The organism is Streptomyces sp. NPDC038135, from assembly GCF_055601245.1.
On sequence record NZ_JBVJXS010000007.1, the window covers coordinates 25074 to 49297 of the forward strand.

Sequence of the window (24224 nt, forward strand, 5' to 3'; positions counted from 1 at the left end):
CGTACTCTTGCGCGGGTGAACGCCACCGATCGCACCCCTGCCGACCTGCTGCGTTCCGCGCTCGCCGCGGACGCCGGACGCCCCCTGGTGACCTTCTACGACGACGCCACGGGCGAGCGCGTGGAACTGTCCGTCGCCACCTTCGCCAATTGGGTGGCCAAGACCGCGAACCTGCTGCAGGGCGACCTGTCCGTCGAGCCCGGTGACCGGGTCGCGCTGCTGCTGCCCGCCCACTGGCAGACGGCGGTCTGGCTGCTCGCCTGCTCGTCGGTGGGGGCGGTCGCGGACATGGCCGGCGACCCGGCCGCCGCCGATGTCGTGGTGAGCGGGCCCGACACCCTGGAGGCGGCCCGGGCCTGCCGCGGCGAGCGGGTCGCGCTCGCGCTGCGGCCGCTCGGCGGCCGGTTCCCCCGGACGCCGGACGGGTTCGTCGACTACGCGGTGGAGGCGCCGAGCCAGGGCGACCGGTTCGCGCCGTTCGCCCCGGTGGACCCCGAGGACCCCGCGCTGATCGTCGCGGGGGCGGAGTTCAGCGGGGCCGAGGTGGTCGAGCGGGCGCTGTCCGAGGCGCCGTCGCTGGATCTGACGGGGCCCGGGTCGCGGCTGCTGTCGGGGCTGCCGTACGACACGTGGGACGGGCTGAGCGCGGGGCTCTATGCGCCGCTGGCCGTCGGCGGATCCGTGGTGCTGTGCCGGAACCTGGACCGGCTGGACGGGGAGAGCCTGGCCAAGCGGATCGAGAGCGAACGGGTGACGGCGTCCCGCCACTGAGCGCCCGGCCCCCGGCCCCTGGCCCCTGGGTGACGGCACCGCCTCCGTGCCCGCCCGACTCCGCCGCCGTCACCCGAACGGAGTAGTAAAGGGCGGCTCCCCCGGTCCCCTGCCGCCATCGTCGTAGGAGCAGCACGTGACGCTCGTACGCCATGGAGGGGTGTGACCGGACGTGCCCGACAGCGCAGGCAAGCCCCTCGGACCCGGCCTCGGGTCGTCGGCCGGCGGGGAGGGCCTGGCACGGCGGCACCGGCGGCGCTGGGTGTGGGCCACGGCACTGGGCGTGACCGCGTTCCTGATGGCCTCGTCGGGGATCGGCTGGGTCGTCTACGCCAAGCTCAACGGCAACATCACCGCCGACGAGGCGGCCGCCGCCGAACTCGCCGAGTACGAGCGGGAGCGACCCACGTCGCTGGTGCGGGGCGCGCAGAACATCCTGCTGATCGGCTCCGACACGCGGGCCGGGCAGGGCAACCGGGAGTACGGGCGGGACGTGGGCAGCGAGCGGTCCGACACCACGATCCTGCTGCACCTGGCCGCCGACCGGCGCAGCGCCACGGCCGTCTCGCTGCCGCGCGACCTGATGGTGGACATCCCCGGCTGCCACAAGGCGGACGGCAGCCGCAGCGAGCCGGTGTTCGCGATGTTCAACCGCGCCTTCCAGATGGGCGGTTCGGCCTGCACCATCCGCACCGTCGAGAAGCTGACGGACATCCGCGTCGACCATCACATGGTGGTCGACTTCAGCGGGTTCAAGGAGATGGTGGACGCCGTCGACGGGGTGCGGTTGTGCCTGCGGGAACCCATCGACGACAAGGCCGCCAGACTCAGGCTGCCGGCCGGGAAGGTGACGCTCGACGGGGAACAGGCGCTCGGTTACGTACGGGCCCGCAAGTCGCTGGGCAACGGCAGCGACACCGACCGGATCGACCGGCAGCAGCAGTTCCTCGGGGCGCTCGTGAACAAGGTGCAGAGCAACGGCGTGCTGCTGAACCCGGTGAAGCTCTACCCGCTGCTCGACGCGGCGACCTCCTCGCTCACCACCGATCCGGAACTGGCGAGTCTGCGCGGTTTGTACCAGTTGGTGCGCGGACTGCGCGACATCCCCACCGACCACGTCCACTTCCTGACGGTGCCGCGCAGGTCGTACGTCTACGACGCCAACCGCGACCAACTGGTGGAGCCGGAGGCCGAGAAGCTGTTCGCGCGACTGCGGGCGGACCAGCCGGTCGCGGTGAAACCCGTTTCCCGGGAGGCTTCCGGCGGCGGCGGTGGGGAAGAAAACCGTAAGAATGCCCCCTCCCCCGCTCCCACCTTCCGCGGCAACACCGCCGACGAGCACTCCTGCGAGTGAGCCGCACGGCCGGGCCTACAAACTTTTGTTCGGAAATATGAGGGGGATTGCCCGGTTGTAGGAACGTGGAATTTGTCACCGCCGTCGCTCGACGCTGAACTGGGCGGATAGTGTGAGCGATCCGGTGCACCCGGCCGCGAGGTCTGTCCTGGGGTCGTGCACTGTTTCACCGAGACCCGAGCGCCTTTGAGGGGGAAGGCGCCGCGTGGCCCCGACGGAGGATTCGGACAACCGTGGACGCGCAAGGCCGTGGGCGGGCGGACAACATCGATCCCGCAGACCAGTGGGTGCTCAATCCGAACACCGGCGAATACGAATTGCGACTGGGCCCTTCCGCTCCGCAGTCGGCCGTTCCCGGCCCGCGCAGAGCGGGCAACCGGGCCGCCGGGGGCGGAGATCGGGGTCGCGGCGACTCGGCGGCGGGCGGGACGCGCGAGATGCGGCAGGCGCGCGGCGCGGACGTGCCGGGCCCGCGCAGGCGCCGCGGCGCCGAGCCCGAGCCGGAGCCGCCGCAGGGGCGGCGCAACCGGCGGCCGGTGAAGAAGAAGTCGACGGCGAAGAAGGTGCTGGCCTGGACCGCGGGCGGCACGGCGTTCGTGCTCGTCGCCGTCGGCACGGCCGGCTATCTCTACCTCAAGCACCTCGAGGGCAACGTCACCACGACGGAGACCAGCGCGGCCAAGGACGGCTTCAGCAAGGACGACGCCTTCAACATCCTGATCATCGGCACCGACAAGCGGACCGGCAAGGGCAACGAGGGCTACGGTGACAAGGGCAGCATCGGCCACGCGGACACCAACATCCTGCTGCACGTGGCCAAGGACCGGACGAACGCCACCGCGCTGAGCATCCCGCGCGACCTGGTCGTGGACGTCCCGGACTGCGAGACCATCCAGCCCGACGGCAGCAAGAAGATCATCGCCGGCACCAGCGACGTCCGGTTCAACACCAGCCTGGGACAGGACGGCCGGGACCCGGGCTGCACCATGAACACCGTGAAGGCGGTCACCGGGATCACGCCGGACCACTTCATGATGGTCGACTTCAACGCGGTGAAGACGCTGACGACGGCGGTCGGCGGTGTCGACGTGTGCCTCAAGCACGCCGTCAAGGACAAGGACTCGCACCTCGACCTGCCCGCCGGCCCGTCGAAGGTCGCGGGCGAGCAGGCGCTGGCGTTCGTCCGCACCCGGCACAGCTGGGGCAACCAGGGCGACCTGGACCGCATCAAGGTCCAGCAGCAGTTCATGGGCTCGCTGATGCGCAAGATGTCCTCCAGCGACACCCTCACCAGCCCGACCAAGCTGGTGAAGCTGGCGGAGGCCGCCACCAAGGCGCTGACCGTCGACCAGGGCATCAACTCGGTCAGCACGCTCAAGGACGTGGCGCTGGAGCTGAAGAAGGTGCCGCCGAAGAACATCACCTTCCTGACGGTCCCCGTCCTCGACAACCCGGCCGACGGCGTCGTGCACAAGACGGTGATCGTCAACGAGGCCAAGGGGCCCGCGGTCTTCGACGCCATCAACAACGACGTCTCCTTCACCGCCGTGAAGAAGAAGGAGAAGGCGGCCAAGGCCAAGGCGAAGGACGAGGCGGCCGCTCGGCTGAAGGGCACCAAGTCCGACCCCTCCGAGGTGCGGGTGCGGATCCTCAACGGCGGCGCCCCGGCGGGCAGCGCCCAGGCCGAGCTGAACTGGCTGCAGAACACCGCGGGCGTGCTCAAGTCGGAGAACGGGGGCAACGCCCCGGCCCAGCTGAGCAGGACCACGCTGGAGTACGCGCCCGGCCAGGCGGCTCAGGCGCGCCGGCTGGCCGCCGTCATGGGCCTGTCCGGTTCGGCGCTGAAGCCCGGCAAGAGCGTGACCAACTCCCAGGGGCTGCCCGCGATGACGCTGACCCTGGGCAAGGACTTCAAGGGCGCGGGCGTGTCCCTGACTGCCCCGACGAAGGCGCCCGAGGTCGACGGCCAGTCCACGGCGGACAAGGTGCAGTGCGCCTCGTAGCCAAGGCGCTCCGGGACACAGGAAGTTGACAGTCAAGGCAGTTCATTGTTCAGCGCCGTTCACAGGTAACCCAACGGGCCCGTCGTGCGTCTAACCCGACGCGGGACGGGCCCGCTGCTTGGCGCAAGTGGGGGGAGGGCGGGGAGTTGTCGCAGAGCGGTGTTCGGGGGGAGCCTCCTGCGGTCGAGGACACGATGGCGCTCACGCCGCGAACGGCGGGCGCGCCGGAGGGGTCCGGACGGCATGGCGGCGGGCGCCGCGGCGGCGGCCCGGGGACGGACCGGCGGCCGCGCCGGCGGCGCGCGCTGCGCTGGTCGGCGACCGTGCTGGCCGTGGTCATAATCGGCACCGCGGGTGCGGGCTATCTGTATTACGAGCATTTGAACGGAAATATTCAGAAGGGCCGGCGGACCAGCGCCGACGACTCCAAGGCGCAGCGCACCCGTCCGAACGCGGCCGGCCAGACTCCGCTGAACATCCTGCTGATCGGCTCCGACAGCCGTAACTCCGCCGAGAACGTCAAGCTCGGCGGCAGCAAGAACAACCGGGGCAATCCGCCGCTCGGCGACGTGCAGATGCTCATCCACCTCTCCGCGGACCGCAAGAGCGCCGCGATGGTGAGCATTCCCCGGGACACCCGCGTGGACATCCCCAAGTGCGAGGACCCGAAGACCGGCAGGACGTATCCGGCCACCAACGGCATCATCAACACCTCGCTGGCCCGGGGCGGCGCCGGCTGCACCCTGGCCACCTGGGAGAACCTCACCGGGGTCTACATCGACCACTGGATGACGATCGACTTCTCCGGCGTGGTGCGGATGGCGGACGCCATCGGCGGCGTCGAGGTCTGTGTGAACCAGAACGTCTGGGACCGTCCGACGCCCGATCAGCCGGGCGGCTCCGGGCTGAAGATGAAGGCCGGGCGGAAGAAGGTCAAGGGCGTGCAGGCCCTGCAGTGGCTGCGCACGCGGCACGCCTGGGGCAGCGACCTGATGCGGGCCCGCGCCCAGCACATGTACCTGAACTCGATGCTGCGGACGCTGAAGCAGCAGAACATCTTCACCGACACCGGCCGGCTGACGGACCTGGCCGAGGCGGCCACCAAGTCGCTGACCGTGTCGGAGGAGATCGGCACCGTCAAGAAGCTCTACGACCTCGGCATGGAGCTGAAGTCGGTGCCGACCAACCGCATCACGTCGGTGACGATGCCCAACGTCGAGGACCCGGTGAACGGGCAGCACGTGGTGCCGGAGAAGGGCGGCGCCGACAGGATGTGGCAGATGCTCCGCGACGACGTGCCCTTCGACAAGAACGGCAAGGAAGCGAAGAAGAAGAGCAAGGACGAGCCGGCCAAGTCCCCGTCGATGGACGCGGCCGAACTCGGGGTGCTCGTGCAGAACGCCACCCAGTCCTCGTCCGGGGCCGCGGTGCCGGGCCGGGCACGCGCGATCGGCGAGGTCCTCGTAGGACACGGGTACGGCAGGGCGGCCGCCGACACCTCGGCGGCCGTGTCGGCGGACGAGACCGTCGTGCGCTACCCGAGCGCCGACCTGCAGGGCGACGCACAGGCCGTGGCCAAGGCGCTGGGCATCCCGGCGAGCCAGGTGAAGCGGTCGACGGACGTGTCCGGCGTCACCGTCGTCGTGGGCGCGGACTGGCGGACGGGCTCCGCCTATCCGAAGAAGTCGGCCCCGGAGGCCGGTGACGTGCCGGAGAACTCCGACGCCCTCAACGGCTCGGACACCTCCAAGTGCATGGACGTGTACAAGCCCTACCGGTGGTAGTGCGCCGAGCGGACGGGAAGAGGGCCCCGCCTCGGACAGGCGGGGCCCTCTTCGTGTGCCGTCGTCAGCGGGGTTCGAGCACCGCCGGGCGCCGCGAGGCGATCACGCGCTTCGCCAGTGACCTGGGGCTGGTCAGGAAGCCCCAGCCCCACGTCATGTGCATGGTCGCCAGGGCCACCGGGATCTGCAGCCGGGCCTTGAGGGGCAGCCCCTTGCCCGCCGGGACCGAGCCCGCGAGGATCGCCGCCAGGTAGCCTCCGGGTATCACCAGACCCCACGGGGTGAGGGCGGCGCCCACCACGAGACCCGCGGCGATCGCGCACACCGCGGTCGGCGGGGCGAGATAGCGCAGGTTGATCGAGCCCTCGTGGTACCGGGCCACGACGTGGCGCCAGCGGCCGTAGTCCTTGTACTGCTTGGCCAGCGCCTTCACGCTGGGCCGCGGCCGGTACGACACCCTCAGCTCCGGCGAGAACCAGATCAGGCCGCCCGCCTCACGGATGCGGAAGTTCAGCTCCCAGTCCTGGGCGCGGATGAACTCCTCGTTGTAGCCGCCCTGCTGCTCCAGGGCCTCGCGGCGGAACACCCCGAGGTAGACCGTCTCGGCGGGGCCCGCCTGGCCACCGGTGTGGAAGGCCGCGTTGCCGACGCCGATCTTCGAGGTCATCGCGGCGGCGACGGCGTGCTCCCAGTCGTTCTCGCCCTCGGCGTGCATGACACCGCCGACGTTCTGCGCGCCGGTCTCGTCCAGGAGCCGGACGGCGGTGGCTATGTAGTTCGGCGAGAGCATGCCGTGGCCGTCGACGCGGACCACGATCGGATGCCGGGAGGCCTTGATCGCCGCGTTCAGCGCGGCGGGGGTGCGGCCGGTCGGGTTCGGGACGGTGTGTACGCGGGGATGTTCCGCGACCAGCTCGGCGGCGATCTCGTCCGTGCGGTCCGTGGACGGACCGAGGGCGATCACGACCTCCAGCTCGCCGGCGTACTCCTGCGCGAGGATCGCTTGGACGGCCCCGCGCAGATGCCGCTCCTCATTGAGGACGGGCATGATCACAGACACGGCGGGGTGCCGCACGTCGGGCTTGGTGTTCATAGGGGGCTCACGTTACCGCGAACGGGGGACACCGGTGCGCGCCGCCGGGGCCGATCGGCGGGCTGAGGATCGTATCGGCCTACCGTGCTCACGGATCCCACGTACGGCCGTCGTCCGGAGGTTCCCATTGCCCAGCCCGCCACGGTCCCCCTCCCCCGCCGCCAAGGGCGCGGGAGACGCCCCCAGGCCGCAACGCCGGCCGCAGCCGTCGCCCCGCGTACCCAGGCCGCCCCGGCCGCCCAGACCGCCCAGGTCCGTCCGGCCGGCCGGACGGGCGATGCGGCCCAGGCGGCCGCGCTGGGCTATGCGGGCGGTGACAACGCTGTCCGTGGTCGTCCTCGCCTCGGCCGGGATCGGCCACGCGGTCGTCACCAGCCTGGACGCCGGCATCACGCGGGTCGACGCCTTCAAGGACATGAAGAACCGGCCCAGCGCGGGGCACGGCACGAACGTCCTGCTGGTCGGCACCGACGGCCGCGACAAGATCGGCGACCGGGAGCGGCGGGCCTACCACCTCGGCGGCCAGCCCTGCCACTGCACCGACACGATGATGATCGTGCACATCTCGGCGGACCGGGAGCGGGCCAGCGTGGTGAGCCTGCCCCGCGACTCCTACGCCGAGGTGCCCGCGCACACCGACCCGGCCACCGGCCGGCAGCGCGCCGCGCACCCCGCCCGGCTGAACGCGGCCTACGCCGAGGGCGGCCCCCGGCTGACCATCGGCACCGTGGAGAACATGACCCGTGTGAAGATCGACCACTATCTGGAGGTCGACTTCACCAGCTTCATGCGGACCGTGGACGTGCTCGGGGGCGTCCGGGTCTGCACCGCGACACCGCTGAAGGACTCGTACACCGGACTCGACCTCGCGCCCGGCACCCACACCCTCAAGGGCGGGCAGGCGCTGCAGTACGTCCGCGCCCGGCACGTCGACGGGGCCAGCGACCTGGGCCGGATGAAACGGCAGCAGCGCTTCCTGGCCGCGCTGATCGACCGGGCCACCTCCTCCGGAGTGCTGCTGAACCCCATGCGGTTCCGCGACGTGACCCGGGCGGTGCTCGGCTCGGTGCGCGCCGACGTGGGCTTCGGCACCGACGAGCTGCTCGACCTGGGGCGGGCGATGCGGAACTTCTCGCCGTCCTCCTCCGAGTTCACCACCGTGCCCATCGGGCAGATGAACTACCAGGTCAAGGGGCTCGGCTCGACCCTGAAGTGGGACGACGCGGCGTCCGGCCGGCTGTTCGCGGCGCTGCGCGAGGACGAACCGCTCAGCGCGGAACGGCCGCGGCCCGCCGCCGGACCGGCCCCGGTGGAGGTCGACCCGCGGCAGATCCGGGTCCAGGTGGAGAACGGCACCCGCACCGAAGGGGTCGCCAAACGGCTCGACGCGGCGCTCGCCGCGGCCGGCTTCGCCGCCACCCGCCGGCCGGTCACCGCGGCCGCCCACGACGTCACGCGCACGGTGATCTCCTACGACCCCCGCTGGGACCGCTCGGCCCGCTCGCTGGCCGCCGCCCTGCCCGGCAGCGAGCTGCGCGCGGTGCGCGGGCAGGGGCCGCTGATGAAGGTGACCACCGGGTCCGACTTCCTGGACGCCGGCAAGGTGCGCAAGGTGCGGGCCGGGAACCCGGCGCGGCCGGAGCACAGCGTGCTGCGCGGCAACGAGGTGGTGTGCCCCGAGGGCTGACCGGGCAGGGCCGCCGAACGGCTCACCGGCGCGGGCGGGACCCGCGCCGGATCAGTCCTCGAAGCCCTCCGCCGCCCGCTGCTCGCGCAGCTCGCGGATCGCGCGGCGACGGGCCAGGCGGTGGGTCCGGCGGATCTGCGCCTCCTGGTTGCGGCGGCGGTCGCGGTCGGTCTCCGGGTGCACCTGCGGCACCCGGCGCGGCTTGCCGTCGGCGTCCACCGCGGCGAAGACCAGATAGGCGGAGCCGACCTGGGTGGCCGGGGCGGACTCGTTCCAGCGTTCGGCGAGCACCCGCACGCCGATCTCCATCGAGGTCCGGCCGGTCCAGTTCACCTGGGCCTTCACATGCACCAGATCGCCCACGCGTACCGGCTCGAGGAACACCATCTCGTCCATGGACGCGGTGACGGCGGGACCGCCCGAGTGCCGGCCGGCCACCGCGCCCGCCGCGTCGTCGACGAGCTTCATGATCACCCCGCCGTGCACCGTCCCCAGCAGGTTGGTGTCGTTGTGGGTCATGATGTGGCTGAGCGTGGTGCGGGAAGCGGATGTGGGCTTGCCCGGGATGTCCGGATCCGCGTCCGGGGCCTGATCTGTCATGACCCCTACCTTATGACGAAGTGACATTCACGGAATTTGTGTCAGCTTCGCAACAGCGGCGCCCTTATTTTCCGACAAGCCTTGTGGGGCACACGGCCCCGACCTGCACACTGGGGCGCATGAATGACTGGCCCCAGGGATGGTCCGACGACAACCGCGGCCCGCGCTACGGACGCGGCAGCGGCGGCGTGCAGCCGGAAGGCGCCCGCGTCATGCGTCAGGTGCGGCGCGGCCCGGCGGTTCCGCCCGGCCAGCGCCCCTACGGCACGCCCGGCTCGTCGGCGCCCTATGGCGCCGGGGTGCCGCAGCAGCCCTCGTACGTCGACGGCCAGGGTTACGACGACTACGACAGCGGCTACAACACCGGCCAGGTCTACGGCGGAGGCGGCCCGGGCGGCCCCGAGGAGCCCTACGGCAGGGGCCCGCGTCCGGCCCCGAACTGGCGGCGGCGGATCAAGCTGACGGCCCTGACGCTCGTGACCGTGCTCGTCGTCACATCCGTGGCCACCTACTTCTGGGCCGACTCCAAGCTGAACCGGGACGTCGACCTCTCCAAGGTCATCGACCGGCCGGAGACCGGCGAGGGCACGAACTACCTGATCGTCGGCTCCGACAGCCGCAAGGGCATGACGGCCGAGGACAAGAAGAAGCTGCACACGGGCTCGGCGCAGGGCCAGCGCACCGACTCGATGATGATCCTGCACGTCGGCGGCAACGGCGACACCCTGATCTCGCTGCCGCGTGACTCCGACGTGGCGATCCCCTCCTACAAGGGGTCGACGTCCGGGAAGGTCTACCCGAACCAGGGCCGGCACACGAAGCTGAACGCGGCCTACGCCGAGGACGGCCCGACGCTCCTGGTCCGCACGGTCGAGTTCAACACCGGCCTGCACATCGACCACTACGTGGAGATCGGCTTCGGCGGCTTCGCGAAGATCGTGGACGCGGTCGGCGGGGTCGAGATGACCCTCGACCAGGGCTTCAAGGACAAGTGGTCCGGCGCCGACTTCAAGGCCGGCAAGCAGACCCTGAACGGCGAGCAGGCCCTGGCCTTCGTCCGCACCCGGCATGCCTTCGCGGCGAGCGACCTGCAGCGCACCAAGAACCAGCAGAAGTTCCTGTCCGCGCTGGCCCACCAGGTCGCCACCCCGTCGACGGTCCTCAACCCGTTCAAGTTCTACCCGACCATGGGCGCCGGCCTGGACTCCCTCACGGTCGACAAGGACATGAGCCTGTGGGACCTGGCGTCGATGTTCTGGGCGATGAAGGGCGTGAGCGGCGGTGACGGCAAGTCCATGAACATGCCGGTCTCCGGCTCCTCCGGCGGCAACCTCGTCTGGGACAAGGCGAAGGTGAAGACCCTGGTGGACGAGCTGAAGAACGACGAGAAGGTGACCGTCTCCGGCAACTAGGCGGTCCCGCGGGCCAGCAGCGCGACATGGGGAAGGGCGAGCCGCCCTTCCCCTTCGTCGTACCGGGCGCACAGCCGCTCGTACTCGCGCCGGATGCGGCCCGTGGTCTCCGCGTCCTGCGACGTCACGACGAGACCGACGGTGGCGACCCCACCGGCCGCGCCGCCCCACCACTCCTCGACGGTCGCCCGGTGGTCCCACTCCAGCTCCTCCGCCCCGGCGCCGCCGAAGCCGGCCTCCGTGAGCAGTCCGGCCAGGCCGCGAGGGGTGCGCTCGAAGTCCTCGTCCGGGGCGAGGCGGGGCAGGTACGACGGCGGTACGGCGCCGCCCGCCGCGCACGCAGCGCCCAGCAGCTCCTGCCCGCCCCCGCGCCGGGCGCCCCAGAGCGTCACCGCGATCCGCCCGCCGGGCCGCAGCACCCTGCGCAGCTCGGCGAGGGCGGTACGCGGACGGCCCACGTGGTTGAGCACGAAGTTGCCGACGACCGCGTCGAACTCGCCGTCCGCGAAGGGGAGTACGGGAAGCACGGCCACCTCGGCGGCCACCCCGCGCCGGCGGGCCTCGGCGGCCATCCCGGGATCGGCGTCCACGGCCCGCACCAGCGCGCCCCGCTCCCCCGCCGCCAGCGCGGCCGTCCCGGTACCGGTGCCGACGTCGAGCACCCGGGTCCCCGCGCCGACGCCGGCGGCGTCCAGCAGGGCGGGCACGGTGTGGGCGCACAGGCGCCCGAAGCTCCCGGCGTAGGCCTCGGTCCGCCCGGCCCACATGGTCCGTTCGGCGGCGTCGAAGGCGGCCGTCGCATCCGTCTCGGTCATGCGCCCAGCCTGCCGCACAAACGATCAAGGGCACCAGGAAGGTGCCCTTGATCACACGCGGGCGCTCCGGATCACATCCGGGCGCCCGCCATCGTCCGGCACATCTCCGCGCAGCGGCGACACGCCTCGGCGCAGCGCATGAGCTGCTGGTCGTCGGGCATGGACATACACGCCTCGGCGCACATGTCGCAGGCCTTGGCGCACATCGCGCACATCTCCTGCGCCATGGGCGAGCGGCGCATCATCATGTCGGAGCACATGCGCGTCATCTCGGAGCAGTCCATGAGCGCGCGCATGATCTGCATCTGGGGCTGGCCGCCCATGTGCATGCAGGAACTCATGGCCTCCTCGCACATGGTGTGCGCCGCCATGCAGGCCTCGACGCAGTCCTGCATCTCCTTGCTCATCGGGGTCATGGTTCCGGGCTGGGTCATGGCTCCTCCTGGGAAGGCTGGGACCCCGACCGGGTCCCGTGTGCTTCTGTCCTACGCCCACCCGCCCCCGCCCGCATGTGACCGACCGGTCGTAAGGCGCCCCGGAACAGACGGAAGGCGCCCCGCGGGGCGCCTTCCGGAGTGCGTGGATCCGCGTCGGCTACGGCAGGTTGCGCGCCATGACGATGCGCTGGACCTGGTTGGTGCCTTCGTAGATCTGGGTGATCTTCGCGTCGCGCATCATGCGCTCCACCGGGTAGTCGCGGGTGTAGCCGTAGCCGCCGAGGAGCTGGACGGCGTCGGTGGTGACCTCCATCGCCGTGTCCGAGGCGAAGCACTTGGCCGCGGCGCCCAGGTAGGTGAGGTCGGCGTCGCCGCGCTCGGAGGCGGCGGCGGCCTGGTAGGTGAGGGCGCGGGCCGCCGAGATCTTCATCGACATGTCCGCGAGCATGAACTGGATGCCCTGGAAGTCCGCGATCGGCTTGCCGAACTGCTTGCGCTCCTGGACGTAGCCCTTGGCGTAGTCGAGGGCGCCCTGAGCGACGCCGAGCGCCTGCGCGGCGATGGTGATGCGGGTGTGGTCCAGGGTCTTCATCGCGGTGGCGAAGCCGGTGCCCTCCTCGCCGATCATGCGGTCGGCGGGGATGCGGACGTTGTCGAAGTAGACCTCGCGGGTCGGGGAGCCCTTGATGCCGAGCTTCTTCTCCGGGGCGCCGAAGGAGACGCCCTCGTCCGACTTCTCGACGACGAACGCCGAGATGCCCTTCGAGCGCTTGCTCGGGTCGGTGACCGCCATCACCGTGTAGAACTCGGAGACGCCCGCGTTGGTGATCCAGCGCTTCACGCCGTTGAGGATCCAGTAGTCGCCGTCGCGGACCGCCTTGGTCTTCATCCCGGCCGCGTCCGAACCCGCGTCCGGCTCGGACAGGCAGTACGAGAACATCGCGTCGCCCTTGGCGAGCGGCGTCAGGTACTTCTTCTTCAGCTCCTCGCCGCCGGAGAGGATCACCGGCAGGGAGCCCAGCTTGTTCACCGCGGGGATCAGGGAGGAGGAGACGCAGGCGCGGGCCACCTCCTCGATCACGATGACCGTGGCGAGCGCGTCGGCGCCGGCGCCGCCGTACTCCTCGGGGACGTGCACGGCGGCGAGGTCGTTCGCGACCAGCGCGTCGAGCGCCTCCTGGGGGAAGCGCGCCTCCTCGTCGACCGCCGCGGCGAACGGCGCGATCTTCGCCTCGACCAGCGAACGGACGGCGTCCCGGAGCATGTCGTGCTCCTCGGACGGGCGGTACAGGTCGAAGTCAGCCGTTCCGGCCACGGTCTCTCACGCTCCAAAGACGCAGTGATACTGACGCTAATTACCGTTAAGTAACTCAAATTTTAGTAGGCCGCCCGGAACCCGCCTACGTGACCTTGGCGACAGCTGGGAAATTGCCCGGTGGGCGGCCCGACTATGCTCAGGCACCGCATGACCGAGTCCCCGAGCTGGAGCGCACCCATGAGCCTGAAGATCACCGTGATCGGCACCGGCTATCTCGGCGCCACGCACGCCGCGGCCATGGCCGAGCTGGGCTTCGAGGTGCTGGGACTCGACGTCGTGCCGGAGAAGATCGCCATGCTGGAGCGCGGCGAGACCCCGATGTACGAGCCGGGACTGGAGGAGCTGCTGCGCCGGCACGTGGCCGGCTTCGAGGGGTCCTCGGGGCGGCTGCGGTTCACCACCGACTGGGCCGAGGTGGCCGAGTTCGGCGACGTGCACTTCGTGTGCGTGAACACCCCGCAGCGGCACGGCGAGTACGCGGCCGACATGTCGTACGTCGACGCGGCCGTCGCCTCGCTCGCCCCGCATCTGCGCGGCCCGGCGCTGGTGGTCGGCAAGTCGACCGTGCCGGTGGGTTCGGCGGACCGGCTGGCCGCCTACCTCGCGGACCACGCGCCCGCCGGCGCGGACGCGGAGCTGGCCTGGAACCCGGAGTTCCTGCGCGAGGGCTTCGCGGTGGAGGACACGCTGCACCCGGACCGGATCGTGGTCGGGGTGCGCAGCGAGCGGGCCGAGAAGCTGCTGCGCGAGGTGTACGCGACGCCGGTCGGCGAGGGGACCCCGTTCGTGGTGACGGACTTCCCGACGGCCGAGCTGGTGAAGACCGCGGCGAACTCGTTCCTCGCGACGAAGATCTCGTTCATCAACGCGATGGCGGAGGTCTGCGAGGCGGGCGGCGGTGACGTGGCGCAGCTCGCGGAGGCCATCGGGTACGACGACCGGATCGGGCGGAAGTTCCTGCGCGCCGGGATCGGCTTCGGCGGCGGCTGTCTGCCGAAGGACATCCGGGCGTTCATGGCGCGCGCCGGCGAGCTGGGCGCGGACCAGGCGCTGACCTTCCTGCGGGAGATCGACTCCATCAACATGCGCCGGCGCGGCCAGATGGTGGAGATGGCCCGGGAGGCGCTCGGCGGCGGCTCGTTCCTGGGCAAGCGGGTGGCGGTGCTGGGCGCCGCCTTCAAGCCCGACTCGGACGACGTGCGGGACTCGCCGGCGCTGAACGTGGCCGGGCAGATCCATCTGCAGGGCGGTCAGGTGACCGTGTACGACCCGAAGGGCATGGCGAACGCCCGCAAGGTCTTCCCGACGCTGGGTTACGCGGACTCCGCCCTGGAGGCGGTCCGGGGCGCCGACGTCGTGCTGCACCTGACGGAGTGGCGGGAGTTCCGCGAGCTGGACCCGGCGGCGCTGGGCGAGGTGGCGGCGGCCCGGCTGATCCTGGACGGGCGCAACGCGCTGGACCCGGAGCTGTGGCGGCGGGCCGGATGGACGTACCGGGCGATGGGCCGGCCGACCGCATAGCGCCGGCGCCAATCGCTCCAAGGAGGACGCCGGTTCGGCCGAGGCTCAGTCGGCCGAACCGGCGTCTTCCCGCATTCTGCCCCACAGGGCGGCTATGTCGCCGTCGAACTCTCTGTGGTGTGCGGCTCCTTCGCGCGGTAGCGGCGCATCTTCGCGCGCGCTCCGCACACCTGCATGGAGCACCAGCGGCCGCGGCCGGCGGGGCTGCGGTCGTAGTACGCCCAGTGGCAGGTGTCGGCGGCGCAGGCCTTCAGCCGGCTCCAGGTGCCCGCGACCAGGGCCTCGGCGACGGCCGCGGCGACACGGGAGAGCAGCGGGCCGGTGTCGGCCGGGGCGAGGGCCGCCGAGCCGTCGGCGGGGTCGACGGTGACGTGCAGCGGGGCGTGGGCCAGCAGCTCGCCGAGCGGGGTGACCTCGCGGTGCGGCGGGTGTCCGGCGTGGGCGAGCAGGGTGGCCCGCAGGGACTCGCGCAGGGCGACGGCGCCGGGCAGTTCGTCCTTGGTGAGCCCGAACGGCTCCCGGCCGCCGGCCGTGTCGAGCGTGTCCCGGCCGCTGCCGATGTCGAGCGTGTTCACCAGGGACTCGATCAGCGCCAGGCCGTCCGGGGCGGGCGATCGCTCGGTCATGTCCGCCACTCACCTCCGCAATCCGGTTGCGACGTTACCCGCCATGCGGGAGCATGCGGTAACTGTTACCGGATAACCGGTTTCAACGGTAACTCGGACGTCGTGGAGGAAGTCATGGCTCTCGCCAAGCTGGGTGTGGTCGTCCTGGACTGCCCCGACCCGCACGCGCTCGCCGGTTTCTACGCCGACGTGCTCGGCGGCACCCCGGAGGGGGAAGCGGACGCGGAGTGGGTGGACCTGAAGGTGCCGGGCGGGCAGGCGCTCGCCTTCCAGCGGGCCCCCGGGCACGTCCCGCCGAACTGGCCTGCCGCCGACGCCTCGCAGCAGCTCCACCTGGACCTGGTGGTGGAGGACCTGGACGAGGCGGAGAAGGGGGTGCTGGCACTGGGCGCGAAGCCGCTGGGCGAGCAGGGCGGGACCAGCTTCCGGGTTTACGCCGACCCGGCCGGGCACCCGTTCTGCCTCTGCGCCTGCTGACACCGCCTCACCTCAGGAGGATCCATGGCCGTCGCCCGTCTGCGTAGCGTCGTTCTCGACTGCCCCGACCCGCACGCGCTGGCCGCGTTCTACGCGGCGGTGGCGGGAGGCACTCCGGAGGCCGAGGACGACGACTGGGTCGTCCTGCGGGTGCCCGACGGGCCGCGGCTCTCCTTCCAGCGCGCCGAGGGGTTCACCCCGCCCGAGTGGCCGCGCGCCGACCGGGACTCGCAGCAGTTCCACCTGGACTTCGACGCGGGGCCGACCTGGGCGGAGATCGACGCGGCCCACGAGAAGGTCCTCGCGCTGGGAGCCCGGCCGCTGGACCTCGCGGACCGGGAGAAGAAGGACTTCCAGGTGTACGCCGATCCGGCCGGGCATCCTTTCTGCCTGTGCCGGATCGAGCGGCCGGAAGGGCGCGACTGAAGCACGCCGACGGCGCCACGGGGCGCTGGGCGGCCTAGGTGGTGTCCGCAAAGTCGCGTCGTTCGCCCGCAGGGCGGGCGTCGCGGCGTCCGGTGCGTGCTCTGGGGGCCCCCGGCCGAAGGCTGGGGGAGTGCCGGCCGGATGCCCTCGTACTGGGTGTACTCGGGCTTTCGGCCGGTGCGGCGAGAGTGCGTGCCGGGCGTCGCGACGCAGACGCGACTTTGCGGACACGACCTAGCCGTCCAACTCGGTGATGCTCGCGGTCGACGGGCCCCTGCGGTGCTGCGCGGTCCTGGCGGTGAAGTCCGCCCCGCGCAGCACCCGCTGCACGTTCTGCCACGTCAGCAGGGCCAGCTCGGACTCGGCCCAGCCGCGGCGGAGCAGTTCCGCGATCAGCGCCGGGTAGCGGGAGGTGTCGGCTAGGCCTCGGGGGTGGGCGGTGCCGGTGTCGTAGGTGCCGGACAGGCCCACGGCCTCGGGTCCGGCGACGTCGCGTACGTGGCCGAGGTGGTCGGCGACGTCCCGGACGCTCGGGCCGGTCTGCTCGGCCGTCATCGGCACCATGCACAGACCTCCGGCCGCGCCCAGCCCGGCGAGCAGGTCGTCGGGCAGGTTGGCGGGGTGCGGGCGCAGGGCGCGGGCCGCCGAACGGGTGCACAGCACCGGCGCCCGGGACAGGGCGAGGGTCCGGCGCACGGTGGCGTCGCCGGCGCCGGAGAGATCGGCGAGGACGCCCAGGCGGTTCATCTCGCGGACCACCTCCTCACCGAACCGGCTCAGCCCCGCCGCGCCCGCCCAGGTGGCGCCCGCCAGGGTGAGGACGCGCAGGCCGAGGGTGTGCAGGACGCGCAGGATGCCCAGCGAGTCGCCGAGCGCGGGCGCGCCGGCGGGGCCCAGCAGGACGGCGACCCGGCCGCGGCTGCGGGCGTCTATGACCTGTCCCGCGGTGAGTGCCGGGCGCAGGCTCTCCGGGTGGGCGTCGATCACCGAGCGGGCGAACTCCAACTGGTCCAGGGTGGCGCTCACCGCGCGGTCCCCGGCGGGCTCCCCGGGCGGGTGCAGCGACCAGAACAGCGCGCCCACGCCTCCCTCGCGCAGCCGGGGGACGTCGGTGTCGAGGGAGGTGTCGCCGAGTTCCAGTTCGTACCAGGGCAGCCGGCGCAGCGCCCGCGGCAGCCCGCTGTGACCGTCGGCGACGGGGTGGACGGCGAGCAGGGCGCGGGCCTCGGCCAGCTGCTCGGCGCCCGGACCGTCCGGGTCGCAGGGATCGCACGGCGCGTCGGGGAGGGTGTTCCCGTCCGGCAGGCTGTCGCTCGCGCCGACCTCGGTCGCGGTGGGCATGTCGTCCTGCACGTCGGTCATCGGCGGGCTCCGTACATCGTCGCGTGCGACGCCGGCCGTGAGCTGCGCGTGAGATGACCGACGTAGGCCCACCGTCCCACGGCGCGCGACGATCTTTCCTGGTGAGTGGGGCGTTCGGGCGTACGAACGCAAGCCCCCTGCCCACCCCGGCCACCCTCGCCCGGCACCCTCCGACCGTTCCCCTTCGAACCGCCGGACGGGCGACACGGCGAGGCGGGCGACACGGCCGGAAGGGCGGAGCCCTGGGGCCAGCGGGACCGTCGGACAGTTGAGCCGCCAGCCGGGCAAGACGGCTCGACGGGCGGGGCCGCCGGCCAGGCGGACCGCCGGCCCGCCGGGCCGAATCGCCGGGCCGGCCTCCCGCTCGTGACCGCCGTCAGGCCTTCGTGCCGTCCAGGGACTCGATCGTGGCGTTGGACGGGGCGCGGGTGGTCTGGAGGTCGCGGGCGACGTCCTCCGCCGCACCCAGGACGCGTACCGCGTTCTGCCAGGTCAGCTTGGCCAGGTCGGCGCGGGACCAGCCGCGGTCGAGCAGTTCGGCGAGCAGGTTCGGGTAGCCGGAGACGTCGTCCAGGCCGTCCGGGGTGAACGCCGTGCCGTCGTAGTCGCCGCCGATGCCGAGGTGGTCGATGCCCGCGACCTCGCGCATGTGGTCGAGGTGGTCGGCGACCGTGGACACCGTGGCGACCGGGCGCGGGTTGCCCTCCTCGAAGGCGCGGTGCACCTTCATGGCCTCGGCGGTGGTGTCGAGGTGGTGGAAGCCGTGGGCGCGCAGGTTCGCGTCGGCCGCGACCGTCCAGTCGACCGCCGCCTGGAGCACGAACTTCGGCACGAACGTCACCATCGCCATGCCGCCGTTGGCGGGCAGCCGCTCCAGGACGTCGTCCGGGATGTTGCGGGGGTGGTCGCAGACGGCTCGGGACGAGGAGTGCGAGAAGATCACCGGCGCGGTGGAGGTGTCCAGCGCGTCCATCATGGTCGTCGCCGCCACGTGGGAGAGGTCGACGAGCATGCCGAGCCGGTTCATCTCGCGCACGACCTCGTGGCCGAACGCCGACAGGCCGCCGGCCTTGGGCTCGTCGGTCGCGGAGTCCGCCCAGTCGTTGTTGTCGTTGTGGGTGAGCGTCATGTAGCGCACGCCGAGCGCGTACAGACCGCGCAGCGTGCCGAGCGAGTTGGCGATGGAGTGGCCGCCCTCGGCGCCCATCAGGGAGGCGATACGGCCGTCCTGCCGTGCCGCCTCCATGTCCGCCGCGGTCAGCGCGGGGGCCAGGTCGGCCGGGTAGCGGTCGATCAGCTGCCGGACGCAGTCGATCTGCTCGAGGGTGGCCGGAACCGCGCCGGGCCGGTCCGACGGCACGTACACCGACCAGTACTGCGCACCGACGCCGCCCGCGCGCAGCCGCGGGATGTCGGTGTGCAGGTGGCCGTGCTGGGCCGATGCGATGTCCCGGGCGTCCAGGTCGTAGCTGACCTGCTCACGCAGAGCCCATGGCAGATCGTTGTGGCCGTCGACGACCGGAAACTCACGCAGCAGCTCGCGGGCCTCGTCCAGGGAGGGCATGCGCCTCACTTCCCGAAGCCGAAGCCGCTGCCCGCGCCCTCGACCTTGGTGCGCAGGCGCTTGCCCTTCTCGGTGGCCTGGTCGTTGAGGTCCTGCTGGAACTCGCGCATCCGCTGGAGCAGGTCCTCGTCGTGCGCCGCGAGCATGCGGGCCGCGAGGAGGCCGGCGTTGCGGGCGCCGGCGACGGAGACGGTGGCGACCGGGACGCCGGCCGGCATCTGCACGATCGACAGCAGGGAGTCCATGCCGTCGAGGTACTTCAGCGGGACCGGGACGCCGATGACCGGCAGCGGGGTGACGGAGGCCAGCATGCCGGGCAGGTGGGCGGCGCCGCCCGCGCCGGCGATGATCGCCTTCAGGCCGCGCTCGGCCGCCTGCTCGCCGTACGTGATCATCTCGCGCGGCATGCGGTGCGCGGAGACGACGTCGACCTCGTAGGCGATCTCGAACTCGTCCAGCGCCTTGGCGGCGGCCTCCATGACGGGCCAGTCGGAGTCCGACCCCATGACGATGCCAACAACGGGGCTCATTCGGTGATGGTGCCTCTCAGGTAGCCGGCAGCGTGACGGGCGCGCTCCAGCACGTCGTCCAGGTCGTCGCCGTAGGTGTTGACGTGTCCGACCTTGCGACCGGGCTTCACGTCCTTGCCGTACATGTGGATCTTGAGCTTGGGGTCGCGGGCCATGCAGTGCAAGTACGCGGAGTACATGTCCGGGTAGTCGCCGCCCAGGACGTTGACCATGACGGTCCAGGGGGCGCGCGGGCGCGGGTCGCCGAGCGGGAGGTCGAGGACCGCGCGGACGTGGTTGGCGAACTGGGAGGTCACCGCGCCGTCCTGGGTCCAGTGGCCGGAGTTGTGCGGGCGCATCGCGAGCTCGTTGACGAGGATGCGGCCGTCGCGGGTCTGGAACAGCTCGACGGCGAGGTGGCCGACGACGCCGAGTTCCTTGGCGATGGTCAGGGCCATCTCCTCGGCCCGCAGCGCGAGGTCCTCTTCGAGGTCGGGGGCGGGCGCGATGACGGTGTCGCAGACGCCGTTCACCTGCTGCGACTCGACCACCGGGTAGGCGACGGCCTGGCCGTGCGGGGAGCGTACGACGTTGGCGGCGAGCTCGCGGACGTAGTCGACCTTCTCCTCGGCGAGGACCGGGACGCCCGCGCGGAACGGGTCGGCCGCCTCCTCGACGGAGTCGACGACCCACACGCCCTTGCCGTCGTAGCCGCCGCGGACGGTCTTGAGGACGACGGGGAAGCCGTCGCCCGCCGCGCCCTCGGCGAGGCCTTCGCGGGCGAAGGCGGCCACGTCCTGCGGATCGCTCACGATGCGGTGCCGCGGGCACGGGATGCCGATCGCGTCGAGCCTCGCCCGCATCACGCCCTTGTCCTGGGCGTGCACGAGCGCGTCGGGTCCCGGGCGCACGGGGATGCCGTCCGCCTCCAGGGCCCTGAGGTGCTCGGTGGGTACATGTTCGTGATCGAAGGTGATCACATCGCACCCGCGCGCGAAGTCACGCAGCGTGTCCAGGTCGCGATAGTCGCCGACGACGACATCGTTCACGACCTGTGCCGCGGAATCCTGAGGGGTGTCACTGAGGAGCTTGAACCTGATGCCCAACGGGATGCCGGCTTCGTGCGTCATACGCGCGAGCTGCCCCCCGCCGACCATGCCGACTACCGGGAACGTCACACCCCTAGGGTATCGGCCACGCCGACCCGCCCGGCCTGCCGCCCTCGCACCCCCTCTTACCCTGGGCTTTCCCGGTTCTTTACGACCCGTTCCCGAGCTGTGGCCTCGTCCGCAGGCGCCGGGGGTGCGGCCTGGATAGCATGGCTTGGCCGACGAAACCTACGGACGGGAGCTGCACAGCCATGGAACTACGTTCCTCGGGGCTGCAACGGCTCGTACGCGAGGTGGCCAAGTTCGGTGCCGTCGGCGGTGCCGGTGTCCTCGTCAATCTGGGTGTGTTCAACCTGGTCCGGCACGTCTCCGACCTGCCGGTGGTGCGCGCCAGCATCATCGCGACCGTCGTCGCGATCGTCTTCAACTACGTCGGGTTCCGCTACTGGACGTACCGGGACCGTGACAAGAGCGGCCGCACCCGGGAGCTCACGCTGTTCCTGCTGTTCAGCGCGATCGGCCTGGTGATCGAGAACGGCGTCCTGTACCTGGCGACCTACGGGTTCGGCTGGGACAGCCCGCTGCAGAGCAACGTCTTCAAGTTCGTGGGCATCGGCGTCGCCACCCTGTTCCGCTTCTGGTCGTACCGCAGCTGGGTCTTCCGTGCCATGCCCGCCCGGGAGGCCGTGGCGGCCCCGGAGCCGATCCTGGCGCGCCAGCCGAAGAAGCCCGCGCCGGCGACCGCGTCCGAGCCCCGGCAGCGCGTTCCGTAGCTAGCCTGGGCGGCGCGTTCCGTAGTGATTCCGGGCAGCGCGTTCCGTAGTGATTCCGGGCAGCGCGTTCCCTAGTGATCCCGGGCGGCGGCCTCGCACAGTGCGTTGCGGCAGGCGGTTCCGCGGCGGGTCGCCGTGCCGGCCGGGCCGCCGTGTCCGGTCAGCGGACCGTGGGGCCGTTCTCGTCGGGCTTGCGGGCCGGGGGTGTGCGGGACAGGAACAGGCCGAACACCGGCGGCTGGGCCTGGAGCAGTTCCAGGCGGCCTCCGTCGGCCTCCGCGAGGTCGCGGGCGACGGCCAGTCCGATGCCCGTGGAGTTGCGGCCGCTGATGGTGCGCTCGAAGATCCGCGCGCCGAGGTCGGCCGGGACGCCGGGGCCCTCGTCGGTGACCTCCACGACCGCCTGGTTGCCGGTGACGCGGGTGCGCAGGGCCACGGTCCCGCCGCCGTGCATGAGGGAGTTCTCGATCAGTGCGGCCAGCACCTGTGCGACCGCGCCGGGGGTGCCGACGGCGTGCAGGTGCCGCTTGCCGGAGGAGACGACGGCCCGGCCGGCGCTGCGGTAGGCAGGCCGCCACTCGGCGAGCTGCTGCTGGATGACCTCGTCGAGGTCGAAGGTGACGGCGGAGCCGGTGCGGGGGTCGCGGGCGTTGGTCAGCAGCCGCTGCACCACGTCCGTCAGCCGCTCGACCTGGGTCAGCGCGATCGTCGCCTCGTCCTTCACCGTGTCCGGGTCGTCGGTGAGGGTGATCTCCTCCAGCCGCATGGACAGCGCGGTCAGCGGCGTGCGGAGCTGGTGGGAGGCGTCGGCGGCCAGGCGCCGCTCGGCGGTCAGCATGCGGCCGATCCGCTCGGCGGAGGAGTCCAGGACGTCGGCGACCCGGTCCAGTTCGGGGACGCCGTACCGCTTGTGCCTCGGGCGCGGGTCGCCGGAGCCGAGGCGTTCGGCGGTCTCGGCGAGGTCGGTCAGCGGGGAGGCGAGGCGGTTGGCCTGGCGGACGGCGAGCAGCACGGCGGCGACCACGGCGAGCAGCGCGACCAGGCCGATGATCAGCAGGGTCCGGCCCACCTCGCGGGTGACCGCGGAGCGCGGCTCCTGCACGGTGACCGTCTCGCCCTCCTCGCCCCGCTGGGTGGCGTGGATGACGTCGCCCTCGGGCTTGCTGCCGATCTCGATCGGCGCCCGGCCGGGGACGTCGATGACCGCGTACTGGTCCTTGCTGACCGGGTTGCGCAGGACCTCGGAGTTGACGTTCTCCTCCGCGAGGATGCGGCTGTCCACGATGCTCGCCAGCCGCACCGCCTCGGACTCGACCCGTTCCTGGGCGCTGCTGGTGATGGTCCGCGTCTCGACGATCACCAGGGAGACCCCGAAGACGGCGATCACGACGAGGACGACGGCGAGGGTGGACTGGATGAGACGTCGGCGCATGTCCTGGTTACCTGAAGCGGTGCCGGGCCCCTGGTGAGGGGCTCAGCTCTTCTCGAAGCGGAAGCCGACTCCGCGCACGGTGGCGATGTAGCGGGGGTTCGCCGCGTCGTCGCCGAGCTTCTTGCGCAGCCAGGAGATGTGCATGTCGAGGGTCTTGGTGGAGGACCACCAGGTGGTGTCCCAGACCTCGCGCATGAGCTGGTCCCGGGTGACCACGCGTCCGGCGTCCCGCACCAGCACCCGCAGCAGGTCGAACTCCTTGGCGGTGAGCTGGAGTTCCTCCTCGCCCATCCAGGCGCGGTGCGACTCGACGTCGATGCGCACCCCGTGCGTGGCCGGCGGCTGCTGGGGCTCCGCGGCGCCGCGCCGCAGCAGGGCCCGTACCCGGGCGAGCAGTTCGGCGAGCCGGAAGGGCTTGGTGACGTAGTCGTCGGCGCCCGCGTCGAGGCCGACGACGGTGTCCACCTCGTCGGCGCGCGCGGTCAGGATGAGGATGGGCACGGACTGCCCGTCGGCGCGCAGCCGGCGGGCGACCTCCAGGCCGTCCATGCCGGGCAGGCCCAGGTCGAGCACGACCAGGTCGACACCGCCCTGGACTCCGGCGTCGAGAGCGGTGGGTCCGTCCTCGCGCACCTCGACCTCGTAACCTTCCCGGCGCAGTGCGCGGGCCAGCGGCTCCGAGATGGACGCGTCGTCCTCGGCGAGCAGTACACGGGTCATGAGGTGATGGTAGACCGCCCGCGCTCGGTGCCGGGGTGTGATCGCTTCCCGGGATTCTTACCTTCCCGGGCCGGTGGTACGAACCATTGCCTGAGGGATGCGATCGTAGGGAAGACCTTCGAATCAGCCCCCGCGGTTCCTGCGACACCTGTGATCCGTGTCTCAAGTCCTTCCATATCCGGCAGTGTCCTGACGTAGAGTGACGTGAACGCCTGTAGCACACCGGGGACCTTTGGCGGGCACTTTTCGCTGAAGGTCTCTTTTGTGTGCGGGCTGACGAAGATCAGCCCCGAAAGGAATGACCTCTGGCCGGGCTCCGGACGCAGTGACGCGTGCGGGGCGTGGATCCCGGTGGTCGCCGTCCGCCGCTCCGCGATCCGGAGCGGACTCCCCCTGGGCGTGGGGGTGGACGCCCGACCCTGCCGGTGCCG

General features: G+C 71.7%; 22 protein-coding genes. 10 read left to right on the forward strand and 12 right to left on the reverse strand.

Annotated features, from left to right (window positions below; genetic code table 11):
• Positions 1-15: 15 nt before the first annotated feature.
• From ACZ7JA_RS20455 to ACZ7JA_RS20470, 4 genes are all read left to right on the forward strand, one after another.
• Positions 16-771 carry a TIGR03089 family protein gene (locus ACZ7JA_RS20455; RefSeq protein ID WP_389306499.1) on the forward strand — a complete coding sequence of 252 codons (756 nt, stop codon included), beginning with the start codon at positions 16-18 and terminating at the stop codon, positions 769-771.
• Between the two features lie 172 nt (positions 772-943).
• Positions 944-2125, forward strand: a complete 1182-nt coding sequence (locus ACZ7JA_RS20460; RefSeq protein ID WP_470809605.1) for an LCP family protein — start codon at positions 944-946, stop codon at positions 2123-2125.
• A 233-nt stretch (positions 2126-2358) separates the two neighbouring features.
• A complete protein-coding gene (locus ACZ7JA_RS20465) occupies positions 2359-4128 on the forward strand; it encodes an LCP family protein (RefSeq protein ID WP_470809606.1) in 1770 nt (589 codons plus the stop codon).
• A gap of 194 nt (positions 4129-4322) precedes the next feature.
• Complete coding sequence (locus ACZ7JA_RS20470) at positions 4323-5912, forward strand: LCP family protein (protein WP_351664665.1); 1590 nt, start codon at positions 4323-4325, stop codon at positions 5910-5912.
• Positions 5913-5976: 64 nt separating this feature from the next.
• On the opposite strand, the gene ACZ7JA_RS20475 is transcribed toward ACZ7JA_RS20470, so the two are convergent.
• Complete coding sequence (locus ACZ7JA_RS20475) at positions 5977-7005, reverse strand: glycosyltransferase family 2 protein (protein ID WP_351664667.1); 1029 nt, start codon at positions 7003-7005, stop codon at positions 5977-5979.
• 127 nt (positions 7006-7132) lie between these two features.
• On the opposite strand from ACZ7JA_RS20475, the gene ACZ7JA_RS20480 reads away from it, so the two are divergent.
• Complete coding sequence (locus tag ACZ7JA_RS20480; RefSeq protein ID WP_470809608.1) at positions 7133-8692, forward strand: LCP family protein; 1560 nt, start codon at positions 7133-7135, stop codon at positions 8690-8692.
• Positions 8693-8743: 51 nt separating this feature from the next.
• Here ACZ7JA_RS20480 and ACZ7JA_RS20485 read toward each other — a convergent pair whose 3' ends face one another.
• Positions 8744-9292 carry an acyl-CoA thioesterase gene (locus ACZ7JA_RS20485; RefSeq protein ID WP_351664669.1) on the reverse strand — a complete coding sequence of 183 codons (549 nt, stop codon included), beginning with the start codon at positions 9290-9292 and terminating at the stop codon, positions 8744-8746.
• A 119-nt stretch (positions 9293-9411) separates the two neighbouring features.
• On the opposite strand from ACZ7JA_RS20485, the gene ACZ7JA_RS20490 reads away from it, so the two are divergent.
• The gene (locus ACZ7JA_RS20490; RefSeq protein WP_351664671.1) at positions 9412-10704 is read left to right on the forward strand and encodes an LCP family protein; all 1293 of its coding nucleotides are present in this window, start codon (positions 9412-9414) and stop codon (positions 10702-10704) included.
• On the opposite strand, the gene ACZ7JA_RS20495 is transcribed toward ACZ7JA_RS20490, so the two are convergent.
• The 3 genes from ACZ7JA_RS20495 to ACZ7JA_RS20505 form a co-directional block, all read right to left on the reverse strand.
• Entirely contained in the window at positions 10701-11519 is an 819-nt protein-coding gene (locus tag ACZ7JA_RS20495; protein WP_450747034.1) for a class I SAM-dependent methyltransferase, read from the reverse strand. The two genes, ACZ7JA_RS20490 and ACZ7JA_RS20495, sit on opposite strands and share 4 nt — an antisense overlap.
• 71 nt (positions 11520-11590) lie before the next feature.
• On the reverse strand, positions 11591-11953 hold the full coding sequence (locus tag ACZ7JA_RS20500) for a four-helix bundle copper-binding protein (protein ID WP_351664675.1): 363 nt from the start codon (positions 11951-11953) through the stop codon (positions 11591-11593).
• Between the two features lie 160 nt (positions 11954-12113).
• The gene (locus ACZ7JA_RS20505) at positions 12114-13271 is read right to left on the reverse strand and encodes an acyl-CoA dehydrogenase (protein WP_470809611.1); all 1158 of its coding nucleotides are present in this window, start codon (positions 13269-13271) and stop codon (positions 12114-12116) included.
• A 180-nt stretch (positions 13272-13451) separates the two neighbouring features.
• Here ACZ7JA_RS20505 and ACZ7JA_RS20510 point away from each other — a divergent pair, with 180 nt between their 5' ends.
• A complete protein-coding gene (locus ACZ7JA_RS20510) occupies positions 13452-14795 on the forward strand; it encodes a UDP-glucose dehydrogenase family protein (protein ID WP_351665045.1) in 1344 nt (447 codons plus the stop codon).
• 92 nt (positions 14796-14887) lie between these two features.
• Here the strand turns inward: ACZ7JA_RS20510 and ACZ7JA_RS20515 are convergent, their stop codons facing one another.
• Complete coding sequence (locus ACZ7JA_RS20515; RefSeq protein WP_470809613.1) at positions 14888-15421, reverse strand: CGNR zinc finger domain-containing protein; 534 nt, start codon at positions 15419-15421, stop codon at positions 14888-14890.
• Between the two features lie 114 nt (positions 15422-15535).
• Between ACZ7JA_RS20515 and ACZ7JA_RS20520 the strand changes: the two genes are divergently transcribed.
• Positions 15536-15898 carry a VOC family protein gene (locus ACZ7JA_RS20520; protein WP_389306484.1) on the forward strand — a complete coding sequence of 121 codons (363 nt, stop codon included), beginning with the start codon at positions 15536-15538 and terminating at the stop codon, positions 15896-15898.
• A 24-nt stretch (positions 15899-15922) separates the two neighbouring features.
• Positions 15923-16324, forward strand: a complete 402-nt coding sequence (locus ACZ7JA_RS20525; protein ID WP_351664683.1) for a VOC family protein — start codon at positions 15923-15925, stop codon at positions 16322-16324.
• 234 nt (positions 16325-16558) lie between these two features.
• Here the strand turns inward: ACZ7JA_RS20525 and ACZ7JA_RS20530 are convergent, their stop codons facing one another.
• The 4 genes from ACZ7JA_RS20530 to ACZ7JA_RS20545 form a co-directional block, all read right to left on the reverse strand.
• On the reverse strand, positions 16559-17686 hold the full coding sequence (locus ACZ7JA_RS20530) for a dipeptidase (protein WP_351664685.1): 1128 nt from the start codon (positions 17684-17686) through the stop codon (positions 16559-16561).
• Positions 17687-18062: 376 nt separating this feature from the next.
• On the reverse strand, positions 18063-19250 hold the full coding sequence (locus ACZ7JA_RS20535; RefSeq protein WP_389303611.1) for a dipeptidase: 1188 nt from the start codon (positions 19248-19250) through the stop codon (positions 18063-18065).
• A 5-nt stretch (positions 19251-19255) separates the two neighbouring features.
• The gene (purE, locus tag ACZ7JA_RS20540) at positions 19256-19780 is read right to left on the reverse strand and encodes a 5-(carboxyamino)imidazole ribonucleotide mutase (RefSeq protein WP_351664689.1); all 525 of its coding nucleotides are present in this window, start codon (positions 19778-19780) and stop codon (positions 19256-19258) included.
• The gene (locus tag ACZ7JA_RS20545) at positions 19777-20937 is read right to left on the reverse strand and encodes a 5-(carboxyamino)imidazole ribonucleotide synthase (protein ID WP_389303609.1); all 1161 of its coding nucleotides are present in this window, start codon (positions 20935-20937) and stop codon (positions 19777-19779) included. Before ACZ7JA_RS20545 ends, purE begins: the two co-directional genes overlap by 4 nt.
• A gap of 182 nt (positions 20938-21119) precedes the next feature.
• On the opposite strand from ACZ7JA_RS20545, the gene ACZ7JA_RS20550 reads away from it, so the two are divergent.
• Positions 21120-21641 (forward strand): GtrA family protein, encoded by a 522-nt coding sequence (locus ACZ7JA_RS20550; protein ID WP_389303607.1) that lies wholly within the window; start codon positions 21120-21122, stop codon positions 21639-21641.
• Positions 21642-21801: 160 nt separating this feature from the next.
• On the opposite strand, the gene ACZ7JA_RS20555 is transcribed toward ACZ7JA_RS20550, so the two are convergent.
• Complete coding sequence (locus ACZ7JA_RS20555) at positions 21802-23073, reverse strand: ATP-binding protein (RefSeq protein WP_351664695.1); 1272 nt, start codon at positions 23071-23073, stop codon at positions 21802-21804.
• A gap of 42 nt (positions 23074-23115) precedes the next feature.
• Complete coding sequence (locus ACZ7JA_RS20560) at positions 23116-23793, reverse strand: response regulator transcription factor (protein ID WP_351664697.1); 678 nt, start codon at positions 23791-23793, stop codon at positions 23116-23118.
• Positions 23794-24224: the final 431 nt, after the last annotated feature.